The sequence below is a fragment of the Marinobacter sp. 2_MG-2023 genome (assembly GCF_030546935.1).
Classification (GTDB): domain Bacteria; phylum Pseudomonadota; class Gammaproteobacteria; order Pseudomonadales; family Oleiphilaceae; genus Marinobacter.
Window position 1 is genome coordinate 736,767 of record NZ_JAUOPH010000001.1, and the last position, 20,658, is coordinate 757,424.

The window sequence follows — 20,658 nt, forward strand, 5'->3', positions numbered from 1 at the left end:
CTTGAGCAATCCCATTCAGGCGACGAGAATGAGCGAAGAAAAACACTCAGGGGGACGGCCACGAGACGCAGACGCGGCGGCCTCTATCAAGGCGGCGACACTCAAATTGGTGCGTGAGCGTGGATATAACAAGGTCAGTATTGCTGCCATTGCCAGTGCCGCCGGCGTGGCGCGCCAAACGTTATACAATCGCTGGAGCACCAAGGCGGACTTGGTCCTTGAAGCCGTATTCGAAGAAACAGGGCACTATGCTGACGCCCCCCTCCATAACCCGAACAAAAGCTGTAAATTGCAGCTTGAGGCCTTCCTGATCCAGGTATTCACACACCTAAAAGAGAGTGGCAGCCCTATTCGCTCATTAATCGCTGCTGCACAGGACGACCCGGCATTTCGTGAAGCTTTGAGGGAGCGCTTCGTTAAGCCGAGGGAAGTCCTGGTGATCGATTTGTTACAACGGGCGCAAGATCAAGGCGAGCTTTCCCGCACCCGTGATGTCAAAATGCTATCCAACTTCATTCACGGGGCATTCTGGTATGCCCTACTCAATGGTGAGCCTGTGGATGCACGCCTTGCCCGGGACATTGCGAATGAAATTTTTGTCGCTTGACTGGCTCAGGGACAGTTTTTTAGGAGAAACCCGATGAAATCGCGACCAGTCACTTTTATGCCTCGCGTTTATGCCACTACCCTTCTAGGCCTGGTTTTAGTCCTCACAGGTTGCATGGGCAGTTCAGCAAAACCCAGTGCTGTACCTGACGCAACCGCCGGCTGGCCAAGCCTCTTTATGCCAGGCGCACTGGCGAAAGACGTATCCATAGTCGATTGCACCCTCTCCGATGGAACGGAAACATCCTGCTACGAGATCACCGTTGCGGGTACGCCTGCCGACCATGAAGTAGGGCCTTTTTGCCCTAGAACCACAACGGCCACGGAAGAGGAGGTCGGTATCTGGCTGGACGGTGAAAACCTTTACGATGTCACAGGTGAATTTATCCTCGACCTGCCATCCATCTACAACGATGACCAGTGGATGCTTCACGATGGCCATGGCCATGTGCACGTCACCGACACCAGGGAAGCTTTCGAAGCAGCAGCGCGCCCTGATGTGGCGGAAGAATACGAGAACTACTGCGTTGAAGGGCGCATGGAATGGCTCGAAGACGGCGAACCTGTCACAACGACCGTACAGATCCCTGTCTCCCCGGTGCGACAGGATGAAGCGATTCCCGCCAGAGCGCCGCTCGGCGTATCTTTCAATGGCGTCCGCATTGATGCGGCTGCTCCCGTGGATGCAATTTTGGGCGCGCACACCATCGCCGCATTTGATGACTGTGGTGGCCACGTTAATCCGTTCGAGGGTTACCACATGCACGCTGCGACCGGTTGTGGCGAGGTTGGTGAGGCACCCGATGGCGAAACGGCCCCCTTCGCAGTTGCCATGGACGGGTATTTAATTCACGGCGTTCTTGATAGTGAAGACATCGGCAAAGTTGGCGACCTGGATGCCTGTAACGGCCATACCACCGATGAATATGGCTACCATTATCATGCCAGGTCTCCCGAGCTGAACGGGGTTTTAACCTGCTACATGGGCGCAACCGTCAAAGGCGGCCCCGGTGGACCACCCGGTAGAGGAGGTCCCGTCGGCCCCCCTCCCGGAGGCGAGGGTCCGCCACCGCATGATCACAATTAATAAGAATATGGGCACGCAAATTTTAGGGGTCAGTGTATGAAATTAAGAGTTATTGGCACCATCGCAACGTTTCTCTTGGTTGTATTGGGGCTAATGCATGAAGTTGGCGACTACAGCGCCGCAGAATTTTTCGCTTTTCTGGGCTTCGGTACGACAGCGGGTTTAATCGCATGGTTTAAACTTTTCAAGCCAGGCCCTCGACGCGAAAGCAACTAACTGCGCACGCTCGACCTGAGTCTGAAAGGGACTTTTGGAGATAGTGTTTTGGGCTTGTTTCTCAAATTTGCGATTCTTTTACTCTGCATCAAGCACCTGCTCGACCATGGTCGGCCTGTAACTACCGCGTTTATTTATGCCGGAAGCTTCCTGGTGCTTGGCCTGCTTGGTGGCCTCTTCTTTGGTTGGGCCGACTATGCCCTCTTGGCACTTCTTATCAACTTTCTCGTTGATGCGGCGACCGGCCTTCTGTTCTTTTGGTTTCTTCAACGCTACCGGGATCGGTTCTTTTGGTTTTACGGGGTTATCGTTTTCGTCATCGCTGTCAACATCGGTGCTCATTTTTGGATGTCGGAACTTACATGGCCTAACTTCAAGAGCGAGGAGCGGCCAGCTACTGCATCAAGTTCATTCCCGGCAGGCTCCCCCGGTTCACCGCCCAACTTATGGTCGCACCATGAAGTGCTGAACGTCTCAGCAGCAGTCTGCGCTCAAAGAGGCGTAGCGGCTCTTGATTCACTCAGTTTTTCATCGGTTGTTCGAAACGGAACCTACGTTTATGGCAACTCAGGGGCTAACAGGGCCGCTGTAAAATGCGTCGAAATGGATAACGGGGGCTCGTTTCTTTATCTTGCAGTTGCGGGCCGTGATAAAGACTCTGTTGAAAAGCTGCGCAACGAAATTGCGTGGAATATGTAAGCCTGCATGAGAACACACAAAGAACGTAACCTTTCGAGGTTTTACTAAAGTTACGTCAAGAGGTAACCCTCCTTAAAAACCATCAAACAACTCTGAGGCCCGTCGTGACACCATCTTGTGATGATGATTTTGTTGTAGTGACCACCGCCGAGGCTGCGGTTGATCGTCTTGCTGCCCTGTATGAGCAAGCTACCAGCGAATTGCGTGCGGCGCTGAAGCAGTACCTTGTTGACCGCCAGCTACCGCAGGACTCCCAATGCACCTTCCGGTACCCGGAGCTGCGCCTGACGTACCAGTCCCAGGGCGAAGTACCCAGTAGCGTACGTGCCTATGCCCGGCTGCAAGTGCCCGGCATCTACAGTATGACAGTGACTCAGCCAGAGGCCTTCAGGCGTTACCTGGAGAGACAGCTTGGGCACATAATGCGGGATTTCACGGTCGTGGTGGAGGTAGGACGGAGCCAGGTCAACATTCCCTACCCCTATGTTGTTGATCGGGGTGACGAGCTGGGCGGTTCGGGCGTCACCGCCAGCGAGTTGGCGCGGGTATTCCCCAGTACAGATCTTTCCGCCACCGACGATGGCGTTGCCGACGGCCTTTACGACTGGCAGGAACTGGAACAGATGCCGCTGGCTCTGTTCGATGCTGCCCGCACGGATTTTTCATTACGGCGCCTGGTGCACTACACCGGCAGTGACTGGCAGCACGTGCAACGCTGGATACTGCTGACCAACTATCATCGCTATGTCGACCAGTTTATTCGCCATGGGCTGGACATGCTGCAAGGCGAATCGCGCTTTCAGAGTATGGTATTGCCCGGCAATGTGGTGATTGAGCGGGGCATGGCCGATGAAGAAATGCAGGCGCTTGTCGATTCTGTGGTCTGGCACAAATTCCAGATGCCAGCCTACCACCTGAAAGCATCCGAGCCTGGCCAGGGTATTACTCTGGTCAACATTGGCGTAGGGCCTTCCAACGCCAAGAACATTACCGATCATCTGGCCGTAACCCGCCCGCACTGCTGGCTGATGATCGGTCACTGCGGCGGGCTGCGGCAATCACAGGTAATTGGTGATTACGTGCTGGCCCATGCTTATATGCGCCGGGACGGCATTCTTGACCGGGTGCTGCCACCGAACATTCCATTACCCGCATTGGCCGAGGTACAGCAAGTATTGCAGCAGGCTGCTGCGGAGATCACTGGCGATGAGGGTGACACGCTCCGGCGCCGGCTGCGAACCGGCACGGTATTAACCTACGACGACCGGAATTGGGAACTGCGCTGGGCACAGGAACGCCCGCAGATAAACCTGGCCCGCGCCATCGCGGTGGATATGGAAAGTGGCACTATTGCCGCGCAAGGCTATCGGTTTCGCGTACCTTACGGCACTTTGCTGTGCGTCTCCGACAAACCATTGCACAGTGAGATCAAGCTACCGGGCGCAGCAAGCGCTTTCTACGAAAGTGCGGTTACCCAGCATTTGCATATCGGCATCCGCGCGCTGGAGCTGATGCGCAGTGAGCGTTACACCTTGCACTCGCGCAAGCTGCGCAGCTTCGACGAGCCGCCGTTTCGCTAAGCATAGGCCTGGCGCTTACCAGCGCCCTTGCAGCGTAGCGACTATGCGGCGGCCATCGGCGCTATCCCGGTGTTCGCACAGATAGATGCCCTGCCATGTCCCTAGCGCCAGGCGCCCATGGTTCACGGGCAGGGTGAGCGATGGGCCTATAAGAATGCTCTTGATATGGGCCGGCATGTCGTCCGGCCCTTCCATCACATGCTCATAGTGCGGTGCCCGCTCGGGCACCATCACGTTAAAGTGGCGTTCAAGATCACCGCGCACGTCCGGGTCTGCGTTCTCATTAACCGCCAGCGAAGCGGAGGTGTGCTGGATAAACAGATGCAGCAGCCCCACTTCGCAGTTGGTCATGTCCGGCGCCTGGGCAAGAATTTCATTGCTTAACAGATGAAATCCTCTTGGCAGGGGTGCCAGGTCAATAAACGTCTGATCCCAGATCATGAAGGCTCCTGTGGTTTATTTCTGCAATTCGTCCCAGGGGTGCATGGGTACAACGGCTTCGCTTACTTCCGCCTCGAAAGAACTACGGAAATAGTCCATGGCTTTCTCGGCTTCGTTCAGTTCGTCAAACCGGGCGATGTGATAGATCGCCTCACCTTCATTAACCAGCGGCAGGTTGTTCACACAAATAACAATGCCCGAGCAGGGTGACATAATCGCCGTTTCAGACTCGCCGAAGGGGTCAGCTACCATAGCGAGTTTCTGGCCCTTACGTACTTTTTGCCCGAGCTGCGCAACGGGGCGCATGATGCCATCGATCTCTGCCCTCACCCACTGCGAGCTGGCAGCGATTTCTGAACGTTTTTTCTTTGTGCTACGGCCCTTGCGTGGAGGAACCATTTCCAGTTCCCGCATGACACGCATCACACCTTTAGCACCACTGCCGATTACAACATCATCAAAACGAAGTGCTTCACCGCCCTCGTAAGTAATGACAGGAATATCCAGGGAATCTGCGTAGGCACGCAAACTGCCCTCCCGCAGGCCTGCATCGATAATGACCGGTGCTCCAAAAGCTTCCGCCATGCGGGCGGTTTCGGGGTTTTTGAGTTCAGCCCGTACCTGAGGCAGGTTGAAGCGGTGAATGGCACCCGTGTGCAAATCGATGATGTGCGTTACGTGCTCCATAATCTGCGTGCGCAAAAGGTACGCAATGCGCCCGCCAAGCGAACCTCTCTCACTGCCAGGAAAGCAGCGGTTCAGGTCGCGCCTGTCTGGCAGATAACGTGTGCGGTGTACAAACCCGAAGATATTCACGATAGGCACTGCTACCAGAGTGCCGCGCAGATGGCGAAGCGCCGAATTGGTAAGCACACGGCGAACAATTTCCACGCCTGCAATTTCATCACCGTGTATGGCTCCGCACACCATCAGAACGGGGCCATCCCGGCGCCCGTGCACAATTTCCACAGGTACGTGCAAAGGTGTGTGGGTGTACAACTTTGCGACCGGGATTTCTATGGTTTGCCGGGTGCCCGCCTGAACTTTCACACCGGCCATTTCAAAGGGCGCGCGCGCCATCGATTATCCTCTGCCTTTGGTTTTGGTGCGCCAGGGCGCCTGGTTTTTTTCAATCCAGTTCACAATCATACCCGCCACGTTTTTACCCGTGGCGTTTTCAATCCCTTCCAGGCCGGGCGAGGAATTTACTTCCATCACCAATGGGCCACGGCTGGAGCGCAGCAAATCGACACCCGCCACGTTGAGCCCCATGGACTTGGCTGCGGTAACGGCTGTTTTTCGCTCTTCCGGTGTAATACGCACCAGAGAGGCGCTGCCGCCGCGATGCAAATTGGAGCGGAACTCACCCTCGGCACCCTGGCGCTTCATGGCAGCAATGACTTTGTCACCGATAACAAAACACCGGATATCCGCGCCACCGGCTTCCTTGATGAATTCTTGCACAAGAATATCCGCTTTAAGGCCCATGAAAGCCTCAATCACACTTTCAGCCGCCGTGCGGGTTTCCGCCAGCACCACGCCAATGCCCTGGGTGCCTTGGAGCAACTTGATAACAACCGGGGCACCGCCCACCATTTTCAGCAGTTCCGGTACGTTATCCGGCTTGTTGGCAAAGCCGGTTATGGGCATGCCGACGCCTTTACGGGCGAGCAACTGCAAGGAGCGCAATTTGTCCCGTGAACGCGTGATCGCAACCGATTCGTTCACCGGAAAGGTTCCCATCATTTCAAACTGGCGCAGAACCGCTGTGCCATAGAAGGTAACGGAGGCACCGATACGGGGAATCACAACGTCGAAGTCTTCCAGCACTTCTTCGTGGTAGTGAATCCGCGGATTGGCCGATGTAATGTTCATGGAGCAGTGCAGGCAATCGATAACCTTCACCTGATGACCACGGTTGATACCCTCTTCCACCAGGCGGCGGGTAGAGTACAAATGCCGGTTTCGGGATAGAACTGCAATCTTCATTTTTCAGACCTTAAAGCCGGTTCCCCGGCGAGATAGGATGCTTCGGGATAAACCATCGTGCGGCCCGCCATCGCGGTACGCCCGATCAGCATGCGAAACCGCATGGTATCCCGGTTTGTCAGGGTCATTTCAACGGGCCAGCTCTGGTCGCCAAGCACCAGAGTAGTCTCGATTACCAACCGCAATTCCTTGTGCCCACCGGAGTCTGATACATCACGCTCATCAAGAACACGGGCATCACACTCCACTACCTGATGCATATCATTCTGAACCGGATGAACCCAGAACCGGACCCGGCGTTCGCCATCCTGTGTGTAGGGCTCCGTGCGAAACGTATGCAGGCAGGAGGTACGTGCGCCCGTATCCACCTTTGCCTTGATACGGCTGATATCCAGATCAGGCAGTGCCACCCACTCCCGCCAGCCCAGGCTGAGTTTGTTGTCAGCAGGGGTCGGCTCTACAGTTTTGATGGCTTCAGCTGTCTTTGTCGACATCCAACGGTTCCTTTTCAATGGCTTTTTCCGGCCCCATCAGCTGCACGCGGAAGGGCTCGGAATGACTACCGGCATAAATACTGGTATGCGGGAAAGGTATTTCTATACCCGCTTTATCCAGAGTTTTCTTTATGGCAACCAACATACCGCTCTTACCTTCAAGCACCCTGTCTTTCGGGACCCAGAAGGAAAACTGCAAATCCACTGAAGAAGGGCCGAATGCAGTTACCAGCACCAAGGCTTTAGGCTCTTCCAGGCAGATGGGGTTCTTTTCTGCCAGCTCCAGCAACAGCTCCTCTACTTTCTCTGCATCTTCAGCATAGGCAATCCCAACCTGAAGGTCGATTCTACGAATCGGAAAGCGTGAACGGTTAACAACCGGCGTTTTGATCAGGGTTTCGTTGGGAATGCGCACGTACAGGTTGTCTCGGGTGCGTAGCTTTACGCTGAGCATATCGATTCCGACCACTTCCCCCATGATGGCTTCCACTTCAATGAAGTCACCGATTTCAAACGGTTTTTCGACAAGCAGGAAGAGGCCACTGATCATATTCGAGGCAGACGTCTGCGACGCAAAACCTATGGCGACGGTAAGAATACCGGCCGCGCCCAACACGACGTCCAGCGAAAACCCGGCTTCCCTGAGCGCCGCCACGCCAAACAGTAAAAAGATGACGTAAAACACCAGCCGCCGGACCATAACGGTGTGATGCCGGGAACTGCGACTGGCCATCACCTTTGTCACACTGCGCGCAGCCAGCGAGGCGAGGACTATGCCAAGCACCAACAAAAAGCCAGTACTGATCCACTGCCCCCAGGCTACGCCGGAAAAGAAATTCATCGCACCCGTTTTCAGCCCTTCAGCCACAATGATTACTCCGCAGAATATGCATTAACCAAACACCCGGTCGATGGCTCGCACCAGGCGCCCTCTGCTGGCTCTTTCCCGGGCCGGCGCCACTTGCTGGCATGGACCCGCAGACTTGAGTAAGCCCTCATCAACATGCAGGCTTGCTGAACTCATATCGGTTGCTACTTCTACCACCACACCCGGTGTCCAGAGCTCCCCGCGCTCACTCCGGTGTAGCGACAGCAGTGGCGTGGGCAGGCTGAAGCGTTCCAACATCAGGGGCTCGGTCCTGCGATTAATAATCGTGACCGGTGTCACCGCCCGCCATGGCCGCTTTGGCACTGCCTCCAGCACTAGCCGGCCAAAGTTTGACGACGCATAGCACAGCTCGCCTTCCATGGTGTTTCGCCCCACCCAAGTAAGAGAAGGAACCTCTAGGGGAATTTCGGTGAGAAGCGTCTGACTCTGCCCGACACAGACTTTCATCCAGACAACCGTTCCCACGTAGATGGTACAGCGGGCACCGCCGGGAATGGTCAATGGGTGATAAGGACGAATGACCGTCGGAAGGTTAGCCACCGCCGGTACGAAAGTAACCGTTGACGAATCGCCCTCCCGGATAAAGCGCTGCAAAGATGCGCTTGTATGTGGCAGGTGATGGCCTATGGACTCGGTCCAGCCCACTGGGTCGGTTTCCGGCTCCCGGGTTTCCGTGCGCACTTGCCATTCTTTATCCAGTAGGGTGACCCACAACCGAACATGCCCAAGCCTATGGTGCTGGGTTTGGCCAGACAAAAGCTGATAGGGTTGAGCCCATTCACCGTCACGCCGGCTTTCGGTTTCAGTATCCATAAACGCTGTAAATCTCCGACGAATACTGCAGGTAAAGTTGGAACAACTATAATCCAATCAGCGACCCTGGGCGAATATCCAACTATGTGATTTTATTACCTCAGTGCGATGTAATTACCCTTACATTCAAAGCCGGAAACCGATACGGAACAGACTATGACGCAACTGGTATGGTTCAGAAACGACCTGCGAATAGCCGACAACGCCGCCCTCACCGCCGCCTGCAAAGAATCCCGAGCAGCGGGCGGTAACACAGGCGTTCGAGCCTGTTTCATTCTGACGCCCGCGCAATGGCAGGAGCACGACTGGTCACCGGCGCGGGTTCAGTTCGTTGTTGCCCACGCTAACGCTCTGGCTGAGCAACTGGCAGAGCTCGGTATACCGCTTACGTTTATCGAGGCTGAACGTTTCAGCGACAGCATCAACGCCCTTGAAAGCCATTGCCGGGAACACAGTGTCAGCACGCTACACTTCAATGAAGAGTATGGCATCAACGAGCGCAAACGCGACAAGACGGTGAAGCACCGCTTTGATGAACTGGGTATCACTACCCGCAAGTACCGCGACCAGACGGTAGCGCCTGTAGGCGAAATACTGACCGGCCAGGGTGAACCCTATTCCGTGTTTACACCCTTTTCCCGTCGCTGGCGTACCTGGATTGATGAAACCCATCCCACGCTATACCCGGTAGCTGAACCCCAGGGCAAGGCCATTCAGCCTGAGCGTATTACAAACATTCCTGAAGGCTTTGAAGGTGCCCCGCCAGCTCTGGTAGAAACCGGTGAGAATGCTGCTCACTCACAGCTGGAGCACTTCCTCAGCGAGCATGGTGGCACCTACAAGGAACGCAGAGACTTCCCTGCTTTTGATGGCACCAGTCAGCTCTCCCCTTACCTGGCAAACGGCGTACTCTCCGGCCGACAGTGCCTGATTGCAGCGCGCCAAGCACAGGGAATGGGTGGCAACCAGGAAGGCCTGGCTACCTGGGTTAATGAGATCGCCTGGCGGGATTTCTATATCCATACCCTTTACCACTGCCCTCGGGTGAGCATGCACCGCGCCTTCAAGCCCGAGACCGAAGCATTACAATGGAATGATCCAGATAAGCATTTCGAGGCGTGGAAAGCCGGCAAAACCGGCATCCCTCTGGTAGACGCCGCCATGCGCCAGCTCAACCAGACCGGCTGGATGCACAACCGTTTGCGTATGGTCACGGCGATGTTTCTGACGAAAAATCTGTTTATCGACTGGCGGCTGGGAGAGGCTTATTTTATGTCAAAACTGGTGGACGGCTTCCTGGCCTCCAACAACGGCGGCTGGCAGTGGAGCGCATCGACCGGCACAGACTCAGCGCCTTACTTTCGGGTGTTCAACCCGGTTACCCAGAGCGAGCGTTTTGATCCAAAGGGCGAGTTTATCCGCGAGTGGGTACCTGAGTTGGCGAAGCTGGATAACAAGCGCATTCACGATCCGTCAAAAGGCGGTGTTATTCCTGGCGGGTATCCCCGGCCTATTGTTGATTTGAAAGAGAGCAGAAAAGAGGCAATCGCGAAGTTCCAGGCACTAAAAGACTAGACTGATAAACAGTGTAGAAGCGGGCGTGGGAGGGGAGCTTCCAAAACCGTGCGGAGCCATGGATGGCGGAGCCGAGCGTACAAGGACGTATTCACAGCGTGTTTTGGAGGGTCCCCTCCCGCACCCGCTTCGGCCAGACTGTTAATGTTTCGAGCCACAAACCGGACAATCGGGGTCTTTTGTAAGCTTCATTTCACGCCACTGCATTTCCCAGGCATCCAGAATCAGCAACCGGCCCACAAGTGGCTTGCCTACGCCGGAAATTACCTTGATAGCCTCCATGGCCTGGGCAGAACCGATCATACCAACAAGCGGCGCGATCACGCCTGCCTCAGAACAGGTCAGGTCTTCATTGCCTTGCTCTGGATATAAACAGTGGTAACACGGGGATTCGGGATCACGGCTGTCGTAGACGCTGAGCTGGCCCTCACCTCGGATGGCTGCGCCTGAAACGAGCGGAACGCCCGCAGCTACACAGGCGCGGTTCAGCGCAAACCGGGTGGCGAAATTATCGGAACAATCTAAAGCAAGACTGGCCTCGGCAACTTCCCGGGCGAAGTCGTCCTGCTCAAGGCGACGGTTAACCACAGAAATGGACACTGCCGGATTGATACTGCGCACCCGGGCAGCCAGGGTTTCTGCTTTTGATTGACCAATCTGGGCCGTCTCAAACGCTATCTGCCGCTGCAGGTTGGCCAGTTCAATAACGTCATCATCTACCAGTGTTATGTGGCCAACTCCCGCTGCACCCAGATAAAGCGAAACCGGGCAGCCCAGGCCGCCGGCGCCGACCACCAGTACTCGGGCGGATTTCAAAGCTTCCTGGCCGGCGATATCAAAACGCGGCATCAAAATCTGGCGACTGAAGCGCAGGAGTTCTTCATCATTGAGCATGGAGGGCTCCTTTTCGGGGCCACTGCCCCAGGGTCATGCGGTCGTTACCGCCGTAGTCTTTCCGGCTTTCCACCTTAGCAAACCCTCGGGTGGTGAGCAGCCCTCGAACAGCATCGGCCTGATCAAATCCGTGCTCCAGAAGCAGCCAGCCTTCTGCATTCAACCAGTCAGGCGCTTCACTCACAATCAGGCGGATATCATCAAGTCCATCCGCTCCGGATACCAGCGCAGTGGCCGGCTCAAAGCGAACATCGCCTTCGCCGAGGTGATGGTCGCCTGAAGCGATGTAAGGTGGATTGGAGACAATCAGGTCAAAACGGCCAGCGGGCAACCCGGCAAACCAGCGGCTTCGAAAAACGTCCACCGGCAACTCCAGCTGGCTGGCATTTGCCTGAGCCAATGCCACCGCATCGTCCATCAGGTCACAGGCGCTGATTACCCAGCCAGGCCGCTCGCTGGCCAGTGCCAGAGCGATGGCCCCGGTACCAGTACCAAGATCAACAACTCGGGCATGGGCAGGCAAAGGCAATTCCAGCGCCTGCTCCACCAGACATTCCGTATCCGGGCGTGGAATGAGAGTGCTGCTGCTGACTTTGAATGGAAGTGACCAGAACTCCTGATGACCTAACAGGTAGGCGACTGGCATCCCCTGCACACGCTTTTTTACAAGGTCTTCAAATTCTGTCGCCAGCGGAGCACTCACTTCGCGCTCGGGAAAAGCCCGGAAGCCAGAGCGGCTCAGGCCGGTTACCTGGGCAAGAAGCAACTCGGCATCGAGCCGCGCAGTATCACCGGCAATCCGGGACACGGCACGGTCCAGTAACTCGCTGCAGGTAAGTGAGGATTTACTCGTCATCAGAAAGCGTGGCCAGAAGCTCCGCCTGATGCTCTTGCTGAAGCGGCACAACCACGGCATCCAGATCACCCGCAATCACATCATCAAGCTTGTAAAGGGTGAGATTGATCCGATGGTCCGTTACCCGGCCCTGGGGGAAGTTATAAGTGCGGATACGTTCAGAGCGGTCGCCGCTGCCCACAAGGCTTTTGCGGGTTTCGGCCATGGTTTTCTGCTGCCGCTCAGTTTCAACATTCTGTAGCCTGGAGGCCAGAAAGCTCATGGCTTTGGCCCGGTTTTTATGCTGCGAGCGCTCTTCCTGACACTCCACCACAATACCGGTTGGCAGGTGGGTAATCCGGATGGCGGAGTCGGTTTTGTTAACGTGCTGGCCACCCGCACCCGAGGAACGGAACGTATCCACGCGCAAGTCGGCTTTGTTGATCTCGATTGCTTCGGCCTCATCGGCTTCTGGCATAACGGCAACGGTACAGGCAGAGGTGTGAATACGACCCTGAGATTCGGTTTCGGGCACCCTTTGTACCCGGTGTGCGCCGGATTCAAATTTCAGCGCACCGTAAACAGCGTCACCCGCAACACGGGCAATCACTTCTTTGAAACCACCGTGCTCGCCCTCGTTCTCACTCAGTACTTCGACCTGCCAGCGCCTGCGCTCAGCATAGCGGCTGTACATGCGAAAAAGATCTCCGGCAAAAATGGCAGCTTCATCACCACCGGTCCCCGCACGGATTTCCAGGAACACGTTTTTGCCATCATTGGGGTCTTTTGGCAGCATCAGGCGCTGCAGTTCTTCATCCAGTTCTTCGGTTTTCTGCTCAGCAGTTTCGAGTTCTTCTGCGGCCATTTCGCGCATATCCGCATCGCCGTCTTTGGCCAGCTCCTTTGCCTCGCTGACATCCTCCAGCGATTGTTTCCACGACTTGAAGCACTGCACCACAGGCTCAATCTCGGAATACTCCCGGGACAATTCCCGAAACTTGTCCTGTTGGGCGATGGTTGCCGGATCGCTGAGCAAAGCACTCACCTCCTCGTAGCGTTCAATTAGTTGCTCGAGGCGGGACTGTATCGATGGTTTCATAGTTTTTCCGGGGTGGTCGTCGCGTCTGCGTCCAACACATCAAGCTGATGCAGCTCTCTGAGCCATTCAGTCACCTCGGCGCGCCCTTCGGTGGTGGCCTTGCGAACCTGTATCGAAGGCTCATGCAGGAGTTTGTTTGTAAGGCCTCGCGCCAGGCTGCGCAACGCTGTTTCGGGATCGCCGCCATTACGCAAAGCGCGCAGGGCTTTTTCGGTTTCCAGATCTCGCAACACTTCCGCACGCTGCCGGAACTGTTTCAGCGTAGAAACCGCATCCAGTGCGCGGAGCTGGCTGAGGAACTCCTGCACACCGGCAGTTATGAGATTTTCCGCTTCACGGGCCGCGCCCTCGCGGGTACGAAGATTTTCTTCGATCACCTGGCGCAAATCATCAACGGTATAGAGATACACATCCGCCAGGGAAGCCACTTCGGGCTCAATATCCCTGGGCACAGCAATATCCACCATGAAAAACGGCCGGTGCTTGCGTTTTTTAAGCGAACGCTCAACCGCGCCCTTGCCAAGAATAGGCAGTGGGCTGGCAGTGGATGAAATAATGATATCGACATCCGCAAGATAATCCGGAATCTCCGATAGGGTGATACCCCGGCCGCCTCTGGATTCTGCCAGCGCCTGAGCGCGTTCCAGGGTGCGGTTAGCAACAATGAAATCCTTTACGCCGGCATCGGCAAGGTGGCGTGCAACCAATTCGATGGTTTTGCCTGCGCCAATCAGCAGCGCCTTATTCTTCGACATATCCGCAAAAATACGATGGGCCATGCTCACGGCGGCATAAGCCACAGAAACCGGATTCTCGCCAATGGCGGTCTGTGTTCGAACGCGTTTGGCAACGGAGAAGGTTTGCTCAAACATGCGGGACAAGAAGGATCCACTCCCGCCGTGTTCCCGGGCCAGAGCATAGGCATCCTTCAGCTGGCCGAATATCTGGGGCTCACCCAAAACCATGGAATCCAGCCCGGCGGCAACCCGCATCATGTGCCGCACCGCATCTGCATCGCGATGAATATAGAGCACTTCTTCGAGCTCGGCTGCCTCCAGATCGTGGAAGCCTGCCAGCCAGCGCAACACCAACGGCGCGCAGTCGTCATCGCCCGCCAGGTAGAGTTCAGTGCGATTACAGGTAGAAAGAATGGCCGCCTCAGTGGCGCCAGAAGCCGCACGCAGCTCAGAAAACGCCTCGGACATACGCTCAGGCGTAAAGGCAACTCGCTCCCGTAACTCAACAGGGGCGGTGCGATGGTTGATTCCCAGCGTTAGCAGTGCCATTTAATGGTTATACAATCCTTTAACGGTGAGCTGTGTAAACAAGCGCCATTTTGCAGGCATTTTAGCCGCCAGAGCCTTCAGCTGCCACCCCAAACAGCCAGTGCTTCGGGAAGTGCGGACAGGTTGGGCAAGAACAGGAGCTTATGCCATTATAGGGAACCGGTCCCCGACTCAGCTCAATAAAACGAGAGATCCCGGGTTATTCAAGATGCGTAGTCGACAAATCACGGGAAGTTGCATGCACAAATCCGCACTGCTTTTGGTTACCTGCCTGTTCGCCCTCTCACTGGCAGGTTGCGCCAGTATAACCGGTTCGGGGGACACAACCGCCCTCGACGATCCAACCCCCAAGAACGAACAGAAAGGTATCGGGCAAGCAAGCAGCGAGCCGCCCGTCGAATACGCCGATTTTGAGCCGGAAACCCTTTATCTTCTCCTCTCAGCTGAAATTGCAGCACAGCGGGGCAGGTATGACGTCACGCTGGTCAACTACCTCCGAGCCGCGCAGCAGTCCCGGGACAAGAATGTTATTGAGCGCGCCATGCGTATTGCCCAGTCGCTCAATAGCGACAACGCCCAGAAGCAGCTGGCAGAGTTATGGCTCGACGTGGACCCCGACAACCTCCAGGCGCTGAGGGTTTCGGCCATTCAATCCGTAAAACGCAATGACCTCGAAGCTGCGCTGGGCTACATGGAGCAGATTCTGGACCAGGGCGGCGACGCAGATTTTGACAGCCTTGCTGCCATGGCAGCAAACCTTCCTCCGGAACAGCAGGTGGAGTTGCTGGGGCTGTATGAAGAGATGGCAAGTCGCCACCCGGACACACCGGAACTGGAATACAGCATCGCCTTGTTGCTGAAAATCACCGGCCAACCTGAAGCCGCCCTTCGTCGCCTGGAACCTCTGCTGGCAAACAAGCCCAATTTCCAGCCTGCCATTATCCTCAAAGGCGACCTTCTGTATCAGGCCGGGCAAACGGTCGAAGCCCTCGACCACCTATTGATAAATACCCGACGGTTCCCGGCAAACCGGCAGATGGGCACTCTGTACGGTCGCATGCTCATCAGTGAAGGTGAACTGCAGGCCGCTCAGGATGAATTCAACCGTCTGGTGCAACGTTACCCGGACAACCCCGGCCTGAGGCTTTCGCACGCCCTTGTTGCGCTCGAAAATGGGCAACCGGAACTAGCGAAAGAAGAACTTACACAACTCACAGAGCAAGGCCATCACACCAGCGAAGCCAGCTATTATCTCGGGCGAATTGAAGATGAAGCTGGTAATACTGAACAGGCCATCGGGTACTATCAAAGCGTGGAACAGGGCAACTACTATCTGCCATCCCTGGCCCGGGCCAGCACCTTGCTGGCGACGGAAGGCAGGCTCGACGAAGCACTTGAAAATATTCGCTCCCTGCGGGATGCCAACCCTGAGGCAGCAGAAAATTTCTGGCTGCTTGAGGTAAACCTGCTGCTCGATCAGGGGCTGAATCAAGAGGCGCTCGAGGTTGGCTCCAATGCACTTGAAGACTTCCCCGAGAACATACAACTGCGTTATGCGAGGGCTATGCTTTTCGACACTATGGAGCAGCCAGGCAAAGCCGAAGAAGACCTCAAACAAATTATTGCAAACGACCCCGAAAATGCCGTGGCGCTCAACGCCTTGGGATACATTCTCGCAATCCGCACCGAGCGGCTTAAAGAAGCCCGCGGCTACATCGAAAAGGCGCTAACGCTGGACCCGAACAACCCTGCCATTCTCGACAGCATGGGGTGGATTCTGTTTCAGGAAGGCCAGATCGAGCCCGCGCTGGATTATCTGTCCCGCGCGTGGGCTGCCTACCCCGATCCGGAGGTCGCTGCCCATTACGGTGAAGCTTTGTGGATGAGCGGCGCAGAGGAGCAGGCGCAGATTATCTGGAAGGAAGGGCTTGAGCAGGATTCGGATCACACCATATTACGCGAAACGATTGAGCGGCTGACCGGCAATGGTGACCAGTGATGGGGCGGCTCATTCGCTCCTGGGCAGCCTTATTGCTGATTGCAGGGCTTAGCGCCTGCACCACCATCCAGCTTGAACCTCTGCCGGATGGCATGACAGATCAGCCGCCCGCCGACTGGCAGGATCGCTCAGTAAGGCTCAGCCAGTTTGATCACTGGCAATTATCAGGAAAACTGGCTGTGCGCCAGCCTTCGGACAGCGGCACCGCCATCATCAACCACTGGATACAAGAGGGCGAGGCATACGACCTCGCCTTATCGTCATCGTTTCTCGGGATGGGCAGTACAAACCTTAAAGGTGTGCCTGGGTTCATTGAACTTACACTTCCGAATGGTGACAACTACAGTTCCGGCGACCCGGACGCGCTGATGCAAGCGGCCACTGGCTGGCAACTCCCCCTGGAGAGCATGACCTGGTGGATACGCGGCCTCCCGGCACCTGGCGGTGACTTCCGACTGCTGTTTAACGACCGTGGTGAATTGACCCTGATTCGCCAGGCTGGCTGGGAAATCCGCTACGACCGCTGGCATGCGCTGGAAGGCAACACCCCTGCTCTGCCCGCACGGATTACTGCACTTAAAGAAGATAAGCGGGTGCGTGTGGTGGTGAGCAGTTGGCAGGACCTGACGCCGTGACAACCAGTATTACCTTACCCTCGCCCGCCAAACTGAACCTCTTTCTGCACATCGTTGGCAGGCGCCCGGATGGCTACCACGAGCTTCAAACGCTGTTTCAGTTCCTGGACTACGGTGATGACATCACACTGAGCCTGAGCCCTGCGCAAACCGGCGTGCGGCTGGAGAACCCGGTTCCGGGCGTCCCTGATGAAGACAACCTGATCATGAAAGCTGCGCATGCTCTTGCAGAAAAGGCATCAGAAGAGCTACCAGGGGTAAGCATAGCCATCGAAAAGCGCCTACCCATGGGTGGCGGTCTGGGCGGCGGAAGCTCCAATGCGGCGACAACCCTGCTTGGGCTCAATCATCTCTGGAAGCTCGGACTAGGGTTGGATGAACTCGCAGAGACAGGGCTGGCTCTTGGCGCTGACGTGCCGGTTTTCGTACGCGGCCACGCTGCTTTTGGCGAAGGGGTTGGCGAAAAACTAACCCCCGCGTTCCCACCAGAAGACTGGTTTGTGGTGCTGAAACCTGCCTGTAACATCAACACAGGAAAGATATTTTCAGCGCAAGGGTTGACAAGGAACACCCCGAGAATCAAAATAGCGCCCGCTTTTGAGGGAGACGCCTCGAGGTACCGAAACGACTGTGAAGATGTAGTCAGAAGGCTGTATCCTGAAGTCAATCAGAGCATGGAATGGCTCACAAAATTCGGACCTGCAAGATTAACCGGAACCGGGGCTTGCATATTTGGACGTTTCCCTACAGAATCCGCAGCCCGGATTATCTGGGAAAGCAAACCCTCCGGCATCACCGGGTTCGTAGCTAAAGGGGTGAACGTATCACCTCTTCACCAAAAGCTGACAGAGCTGGAATGATGCCAAAAAAGCACGATACTGGGGTGTCGCCAAGTGGTAAGGCAACGGGTTTTGATCCCGTCATGCGCAGGTTCGAATCCTGCCACCCCAGCCAACTTTCTCCCGCTTCTTCTGACTCAACCGCCGAAAATGAGAAGGGTCCCGTCGTGTCCAAACTGATGATTTTCGCAGGCAATGCCAATCCAGAGCTTGCCCACGCTATCGCCAAAAAACTCCACATCCCCATGGGAGAAGCCACTGTAGGCAGCTTCAGTGATGGCGAAACCACCGTTGAGATTAACGAAAACGTACGCGGACACGATGTATTCATCATCCAACCCACGTGCTACCCCACGAATGACAACCTTATGGAACTGATCGTGATGGCTGACGCCCTGCGTCGCGCTTCCGCATCACGCATCACAGCAGTCATTCCGTATTATGGCTACGCTCGCCAGGATCGCCGTGTGCGCTCCAGCCGGGTTGCCATCAGCGCCAAAATTGTTGCCGACATGATCTCCAGCATTGGCGTTGACCGTGTACTGACCGTAGACCTTCATGCCGACCAGATTCAGGGCTTTTTCGACGTACCGGTTGATAACATCTACGCCACACCGGTACTGCTTGAAGACATAGAAAGGCAGCGTTTTGAGAACTTTGTCGTGGTCTCACCGGATGTGGGCGGTGTTGTGCGTGCCCGCGCCGTGGCCAAGCGACTGGATGATGCCGACCTGGCCATCATTGATAAGCGCCGCCCGAAGGCGAACGTCTCTCAGGTTATGCACATCATTGGTGATGTAGACGGCAAGACCTGCATCCTGGTTGACGACATCGTGGATACCGCCGGCACTTTGTGCAAAGCGGCGAATGCTCTTAAAGAGCGTGGCGCATCCCGGGTAGTGGCCTATATCACTCACCCTGTGCTTTCCGGCCCGGCTATCGAAAACATCGAGGCCTCCGACCTGGACGAATTGGTGGTCTGTGACACCATTCCACTGAGTGACAAAGCCAGAAACTGTGATAGAATCCGCCCCCTCAGTATGGCTGGACTGCTTGCGGAATCTATTCGTCGCGTTAGCAACGAAGAATCCATAAGCGCCCTGTTTGAGAATGTCTGAGTAGGCTAAAAGCCGCAACACTCGGGAAAACAACAGGTTACAGCAGATACAAGAAAGTTACCGAGTCGGGAGCCTAATCAGGCTCCCGACTCTTTTAGTCAGCCGGAAAAATCCGGCTTTTCGAAAACATCACCTGTCCCAACGCCTGGTCGCGGGCAGTTCAGGTGACGATTGAGGTACAAACCATGTCTCAGGACTTTGTTATTGAAGCATTTCCTCGTGACGACAAGGGGAGAGGTGCGAGCCGCCGCCTGCGTCGCGAAGAGCGTAAAATTCCAGCCATCATTTACGGTGGTAACAAGGAAGCTACTCCGATTTCCATCTGGCACAACGAGCTGAAAAAGGCTCTGGAAAACGAAGCCTTCTTCTCGCACATTCTGACCATCGAACTGAATGGTAAGAAAGAAAGCGTAATCATGAAGGATCTTCAGCGGCACCCGTACAAGCTGCTGCTGACTCACGCTGACTTCCAGCGCGTAGACAAGGATCACGAAATCGTTGTTCAGGTTCCTCTGCACCTGCTGAACGAAGATGTAGCTCCGGCAATCAAGACCTTCGGCGGCGTTGCGTTCCGTCTGATGACCGAGATTGAAGTCGCCTGTCTGCCCCAGAACCTGCCCGAGTTCATCGAGCTTGATCTGGCAGACGTTGAGATGGACCAGGTTGTCCACCTGAGCGATCTGAAACTGCCAGAAGGCGTTCGTATCCCGGCTCTCCAGCACGACTCAGAGCACGACCAGGCTGTTGTATCCATCAACAAGCCAAAAGGCGTCAAGACTGACGAAGCTGAAGACGAAGCCGAAGGTGAAAGCGAAGAAGGCGAAGACAAGGAGTAATTACTCCGGAGGCGTTGGCAGATGGCACAGGATATTGTCATGGTGGTTGGATTGGGTAACCCCGGTCCGGACTACGAGAATACCCGCCATAATGCCGGCGCCCTCTTCGTCGAAGCACTGGCCCGCGATGCGGGCCAGCCGCTCCGCCCCGAAAAAAAATATCACGGGCACTATGCCCGCATTCAGTGGCAAGGCCTTGAGCTTCACCTGCTGAACCCCGCTACTTTTATGAACCGCAGCGGCTTGTCCGTAAAAGCTCTCGCGGACTTTTTCAAGATCCCCCCAAGCCAGATACTCATCGCTCACGACGAACTCGACCTGCCCCCCGGCACCGCCAAGCTGAAAAAAGGCGGAGGACACGGTGGACATAACGGCTTGCGAGACACCATTGCACACCTGGGCACCAACGAATTTCAGCGTTTGCGCATTGGCATCGGACATCCCGGCGATAGCCGCAAGGTAACAGGCTACGTATTAGGCCGCCTTGGCAAACGGGAAACCGAAGACCTGAACGCAGTATTCAACGAAACTATGCGTGTGCTGCCCGACGCAGCTTCCGGAAAACTGGCCACTGCAATGAATCGTTTACACAGTTTCAAGCCGGACATTGCCTGAACCTCCACAGCGAAACGCTCAGCTCTTCAGCCCCCTGAATATCCCTTACTCGCACACACTGCCCGACACCGGTATAATCCCGCCAAATTTTCTCGTACCAGCAGAGGCATTCC

At 55.8% G+C, this 20,658-nt stretch carries 22 protein-coding genes and 1 tRNA gene; 13 read left to right on the plus strand and 10 right to left on the minus strand.

The window, feature by feature from the left end; translation table 11 throughout:
• Positions 1-28 precede the first annotated feature (28 nt).
• From Q4501_RS03270 to amn, 5 genes are all read left to right on the plus strand, one after another.
• Positions 29-607, plus strand: a complete 579-nt coding sequence (locus tag Q4501_RS03270) for a TetR-like C-terminal domain-containing protein (protein WP_303594123.1) — start codon at positions 29-31, stop codon at positions 605-607.
• A gap of 33 nt (positions 608-640) precedes the next feature.
• On the plus strand, positions 641-1,693 hold the full coding sequence (locus Q4501_RS03275) for a hypothetical protein (protein ID WP_303594125.1): 1,053 nt from the start codon (positions 641-643) through the stop codon (positions 1,691-1,693).
• A gap of 36 nt (positions 1,694-1,729) precedes the next feature.
• Entirely contained in the window at positions 1,730-1,909 is a 180-nt protein-coding gene (locus tag Q4501_RS03280) for a hypothetical protein (RefSeq protein WP_303594127.1), read from the plus strand.
• 48 nt (positions 1,910-1,957) lie between these two features.
• Complete coding sequence (locus Q4501_RS03285) at positions 1,958-2,608, plus strand: hypothetical protein (RefSeq protein WP_303594129.1); 651 nt, start codon at positions 1,958-1,960, stop codon at positions 2,606-2,608.
• A 104-nt stretch (positions 2,609-2,712) separates the two neighbouring features.
• On the plus strand, positions 2,713-4,188 hold the full coding sequence (amn, locus tag Q4501_RS03290; RefSeq protein WP_303594131.1) for an AMP nucleosidase: 1,476 nt from the start codon (positions 2,713-2,715) through the stop codon (positions 4,186-4,188).
• A 15-nt stretch (positions 4,189-4,203) separates the two neighbouring features.
• Here the strand turns inward: amn and Q4501_RS03295 are convergent, their stop codons facing one another.
• From Q4501_RS03295 to Q4501_RS03320, 6 genes are read right to left on the minus strand one after another with little or no spacing between them, the layout of a single operon-like run.
• Entirely contained in the window at positions 4,204-4,629 is a 426-nt protein-coding gene (locus tag Q4501_RS03295; RefSeq protein WP_303594133.1) for a secondary thiamine-phosphate synthase enzyme YjbQ, read from the minus strand.
• Between the two features lie 15 nt (positions 4,630-4,644).
• Positions 4,645-5,709 (minus strand): succinylglutamate desuccinylase/aspartoacylase family protein, encoded by a 1,065-nt coding sequence (locus Q4501_RS03300; protein WP_303594135.1) that lies wholly within the window; start codon positions 5,707-5,709, stop codon positions 4,645-4,647.
• Positions 5,710-5,712: 3 nt separating this feature from the next.
• The gene (gene rimK, locus Q4501_RS03305) at positions 5,713-6,618 is read right to left on the minus strand and encodes a 30S ribosomal protein S6--L-glutamate ligase (protein ID WP_303594137.1); all 906 of its coding nucleotides are present in this window, start codon (positions 6,616-6,618) and stop codon (positions 5,713-5,715) included.
• Positions 6,615-7,112: an ATP-dependent zinc protease gene (locus Q4501_RS03310; RefSeq protein WP_303594138.1), complete on the minus strand. Its 498-nt coding sequence runs from the start codon at positions 7,110-7,112 to the stop codon at positions 6,615-6,617. Before Q4501_RS03310 ends, rimK begins: the two co-directional genes overlap by 4 nt.
• Positions 7,093-7,953 carry a mechanosensitive ion channel family protein gene (locus tag Q4501_RS03315; protein WP_303594359.1) on the minus strand — a complete coding sequence of 287 codons (861 nt, stop codon included), beginning with the start codon at positions 7,951-7,953 and terminating at the stop codon, positions 7,093-7,095. The genes Q4501_RS03310 and Q4501_RS03315 overlap by 20 nt, the downstream gene beginning before the upstream one ends.
• Before the next feature lie 51 nt (positions 7,954-8,004).
• Positions 8,005-8,814, minus strand: a complete 810-nt coding sequence (locus tag Q4501_RS03320) for a hypothetical protein (protein WP_303594139.1) — start codon at positions 8,812-8,814, stop codon at positions 8,005-8,007.
• Positions 8,815-8,970: 156 nt separating this feature from the next.
• On the opposite strand from Q4501_RS03320, the gene phrB reads away from it, so the two are divergent.
• Positions 8,971-10,389 carry a deoxyribodipyrimidine photo-lyase gene (gene phrB, locus Q4501_RS03325; protein WP_303594141.1) on the plus strand — a complete coding sequence of 473 codons (1,419 nt, stop codon included), beginning with the start codon at positions 8,971-8,973 and terminating at the stop codon, positions 10,387-10,389.
• Positions 10,390-10,530: 141 nt separating this feature from the next.
• On the opposite strand, the gene Q4501_RS03330 is transcribed toward phrB, so the two are convergent.
• The 4 genes from Q4501_RS03330 to hemA are packed head-to-tail and all read right to left on the minus strand — an operon-like array spanning position 10,531 to position 14,503.
• Complete coding sequence (locus Q4501_RS03330) at positions 10,531-11,283, minus strand: molybdopterin-synthase adenylyltransferase MoeB (protein WP_303594143.1); 753 nt, start codon at positions 11,281-11,283, stop codon at positions 10,531-10,533.
• On the minus strand, positions 11,273-12,139 hold the full coding sequence (gene prmC, locus Q4501_RS03335; protein ID WP_303594144.1) for a peptide chain release factor N(5)-glutamine methyltransferase: 867 nt from the start codon (positions 12,137-12,139) through the stop codon (positions 11,273-11,275). Before prmC ends, Q4501_RS03330 begins: the two co-directional genes overlap by 11 nt.
• Entirely contained in the window at positions 12,129-13,217 is a 1,089-nt protein-coding gene (prfA, locus tag Q4501_RS03340; RefSeq protein ID WP_303594146.1) for a peptide chain release factor 1, read from the minus strand. The genes prmC and prfA overlap by 11 nt, the downstream gene beginning before the upstream one ends.
• Entirely contained in the window at positions 13,214-14,503 is a 1,290-nt protein-coding gene (gene hemA / locus Q4501_RS03345; RefSeq protein WP_303594147.1) for a glutamyl-tRNA reductase, read from the minus strand. Before hemA ends, prfA begins: the two co-directional genes overlap by 4 nt.
• A 238-nt stretch (positions 14,504-14,741) precedes the next feature.
• Here hemA and Q4501_RS03350 point away from each other — a divergent pair, with 238 nt between their 5' ends.
• From Q4501_RS03350 to pth, 7 genes are all read left to right on the plus strand, one after another.
• A complete protein-coding gene (locus tag Q4501_RS03350) occupies positions 14,742-16,502 on the plus strand; it encodes a tetratricopeptide repeat protein (protein ID WP_303594150.1) in 1,761 nt (586 codons plus the stop codon).
• Positions 16,502-17,137 carry a lipoprotein insertase outer membrane protein LolB gene (gene lolB, locus Q4501_RS03355; protein WP_303594152.1) on the plus strand — a complete coding sequence of 212 codons (636 nt, stop codon included), beginning with the start codon at positions 16,502-16,504 and terminating at the stop codon, positions 17,135-17,137. The genes Q4501_RS03350 and lolB overlap by 1 nt, the downstream gene beginning before the upstream one ends.
• Positions 17,134-17,997 (plus strand): 4-(cytidine 5'-diphospho)-2-C-methyl-D-erythritol kinase, encoded by an 864-nt coding sequence (gene ispE, locus Q4501_RS03360; RefSeq protein ID WP_303594154.1) that lies wholly within the window; start codon positions 17,134-17,136, stop codon positions 17,995-17,997. The genes lolB and ispE overlap by 4 nt, the downstream gene beginning before the upstream one ends.
• 19 nt (positions 17,998-18,016) lie before the next feature.
• A tRNA-Gln gene (locus Q4501_RS03365) sits at positions 18,017-18,091 on the plus strand.
• 52 nt (positions 18,092-18,143) lie between these two features.
• Positions 18,144-19,094, plus strand: a complete 951-nt coding sequence (locus tag Q4501_RS03370) for a ribose-phosphate diphosphokinase (protein ID WP_303594156.1) — start codon at positions 18,144-18,146, stop codon at positions 19,092-19,094.
• Between the two features lie 185 nt (positions 19,095-19,279).
• Entirely contained in the window at positions 19,280-19,930 is a 651-nt protein-coding gene (locus Q4501_RS03375) for a 50S ribosomal protein L25/general stress protein Ctc (protein WP_303594157.1), read from the plus strand.
• A gap of 21 nt (positions 19,931-19,951) precedes the next feature.
• Positions 19,952-20,545 carry an aminoacyl-tRNA hydrolase gene (gene pth, locus Q4501_RS03380; RefSeq protein ID WP_303594159.1) on the plus strand — a complete coding sequence of 198 codons (594 nt, stop codon included), beginning with the start codon at positions 19,952-19,954 and terminating at the stop codon, positions 20,543-20,545.
• Positions 20,546-20,658: the final 113 nt, after the last annotated feature.

Excerpts from the sequence above, each read along its gene's own strand:
- Q4501_RS03270 (WP_303594123.1), top strand. The coding sequence starts at position 29 with ATGAGCGAAGAAAAACACTCAGGGGGACGGCCACGAGACGCAGACGCG.
- Q4501_RS03275 (WP_303594125.1), top strand. The coding sequence starts at position 641 with ATGAAATCGCGACCAGTCACTTTTATGCCTCGCGTTTATGCCACTACC.
- Q4501_RS03280 (WP_303594127.1), top strand. The coding sequence starts at position 1,730 with ATGAAATTAAGAGTTATTGGCACCATCGCAACGTTTCTCTTGGTTGTA.
- Q4501_RS03295 (WP_303594133.1), bottom strand. The coding sequence starts at position 4,629 with ATGATCTGGGATCAGACGTTTATTGACCTGGCACCCCTGCCAAGAGGA.
- Q4501_RS03300 (WP_303594135.1), bottom strand. The coding sequence starts at position 5,709 with ATGGCGCGCGCGCCCTTTGAAATGGCCGGTGTGAAAGTTCAGGCGGGC.
- rimK (WP_303594137.1), bottom strand. The coding sequence starts at position 6,618 with ATGAAGATTGCAGTTCTATCCCGAAACCGGCATTTGTACTCTACCCGC.
- Q4501_RS03310 (WP_303594138.1), bottom strand. The coding sequence starts at position 7,112 with ATGTCGACAAAGACAGCTGAAGCCATCAAAACTGTAGAGCCGACCCCT.
- Q4501_RS03315 (WP_303594359.1), bottom strand. The coding sequence starts at position 7,953 with ATGAATTTCTTTTCCGGCGTAGCCTGGGGGCAGTGGATCAGTACTGGC.
- Q4501_RS03320 (WP_303594139.1), bottom strand. The coding sequence starts at position 8,814 with ATGGATACTGAAACCGAAAGCCGGCGTGACGGTGAATGGGCTCAACCC.
- phrB (WP_303594141.1), top strand. The coding sequence starts at position 8,971 with ATGACGCAACTGGTATGGTTCAGAAACGACCTGCGAATAGCCGACAAC.
- Q4501_RS03330 (WP_303594143.1), bottom strand. The coding sequence starts at position 11,283 with ATGCTCAATGATGAAGAACTCCTGCGCTTCAGTCGCCAGATTTTGATG.
- prmC (WP_303594144.1), bottom strand. The coding sequence starts at position 12,139 with ATGACGAGTAAATCCTCACTTACCTGCAGCGAGTTACTGGACCGTGCC.
- prfA (WP_303594146.1), bottom strand. The coding sequence starts at position 13,217 with ATGAAACCATCGATACAGTCCCGCCTCGAGCAACTAATTGAACGCTAC.
- hemA (WP_303594147.1), bottom strand. The coding sequence starts at position 14,503 with ATGGCACTGCTAACGCTGGGAATCAACCATCGCACCGCCCCTGTTGAG.
- Q4501_RS03350 (WP_303594150.1), top strand. The coding sequence starts at position 14,742 with ATGCACAAATCCGCACTGCTTTTGGTTACCTGCCTGTTCGCCCTCTCA.
- lolB (WP_303594152.1), top strand. The coding sequence starts at position 16,502 with ATGGGGCGGCTCATTCGCTCCTGGGCAGCCTTATTGCTGATTGCAGGG.
- Q4501_RS03375 (WP_303594157.1), top strand. The coding sequence starts at position 19,280 with ATGTCTCAGGACTTTGTTATTGAAGCATTTCCTCGTGACGACAAGGGG.
- pth (WP_303594159.1), top strand. The coding sequence starts at position 19,952 with ATGGCACAGGATATTGTCATGGTGGTTGGATTGGGTAACCCCGGTCCG.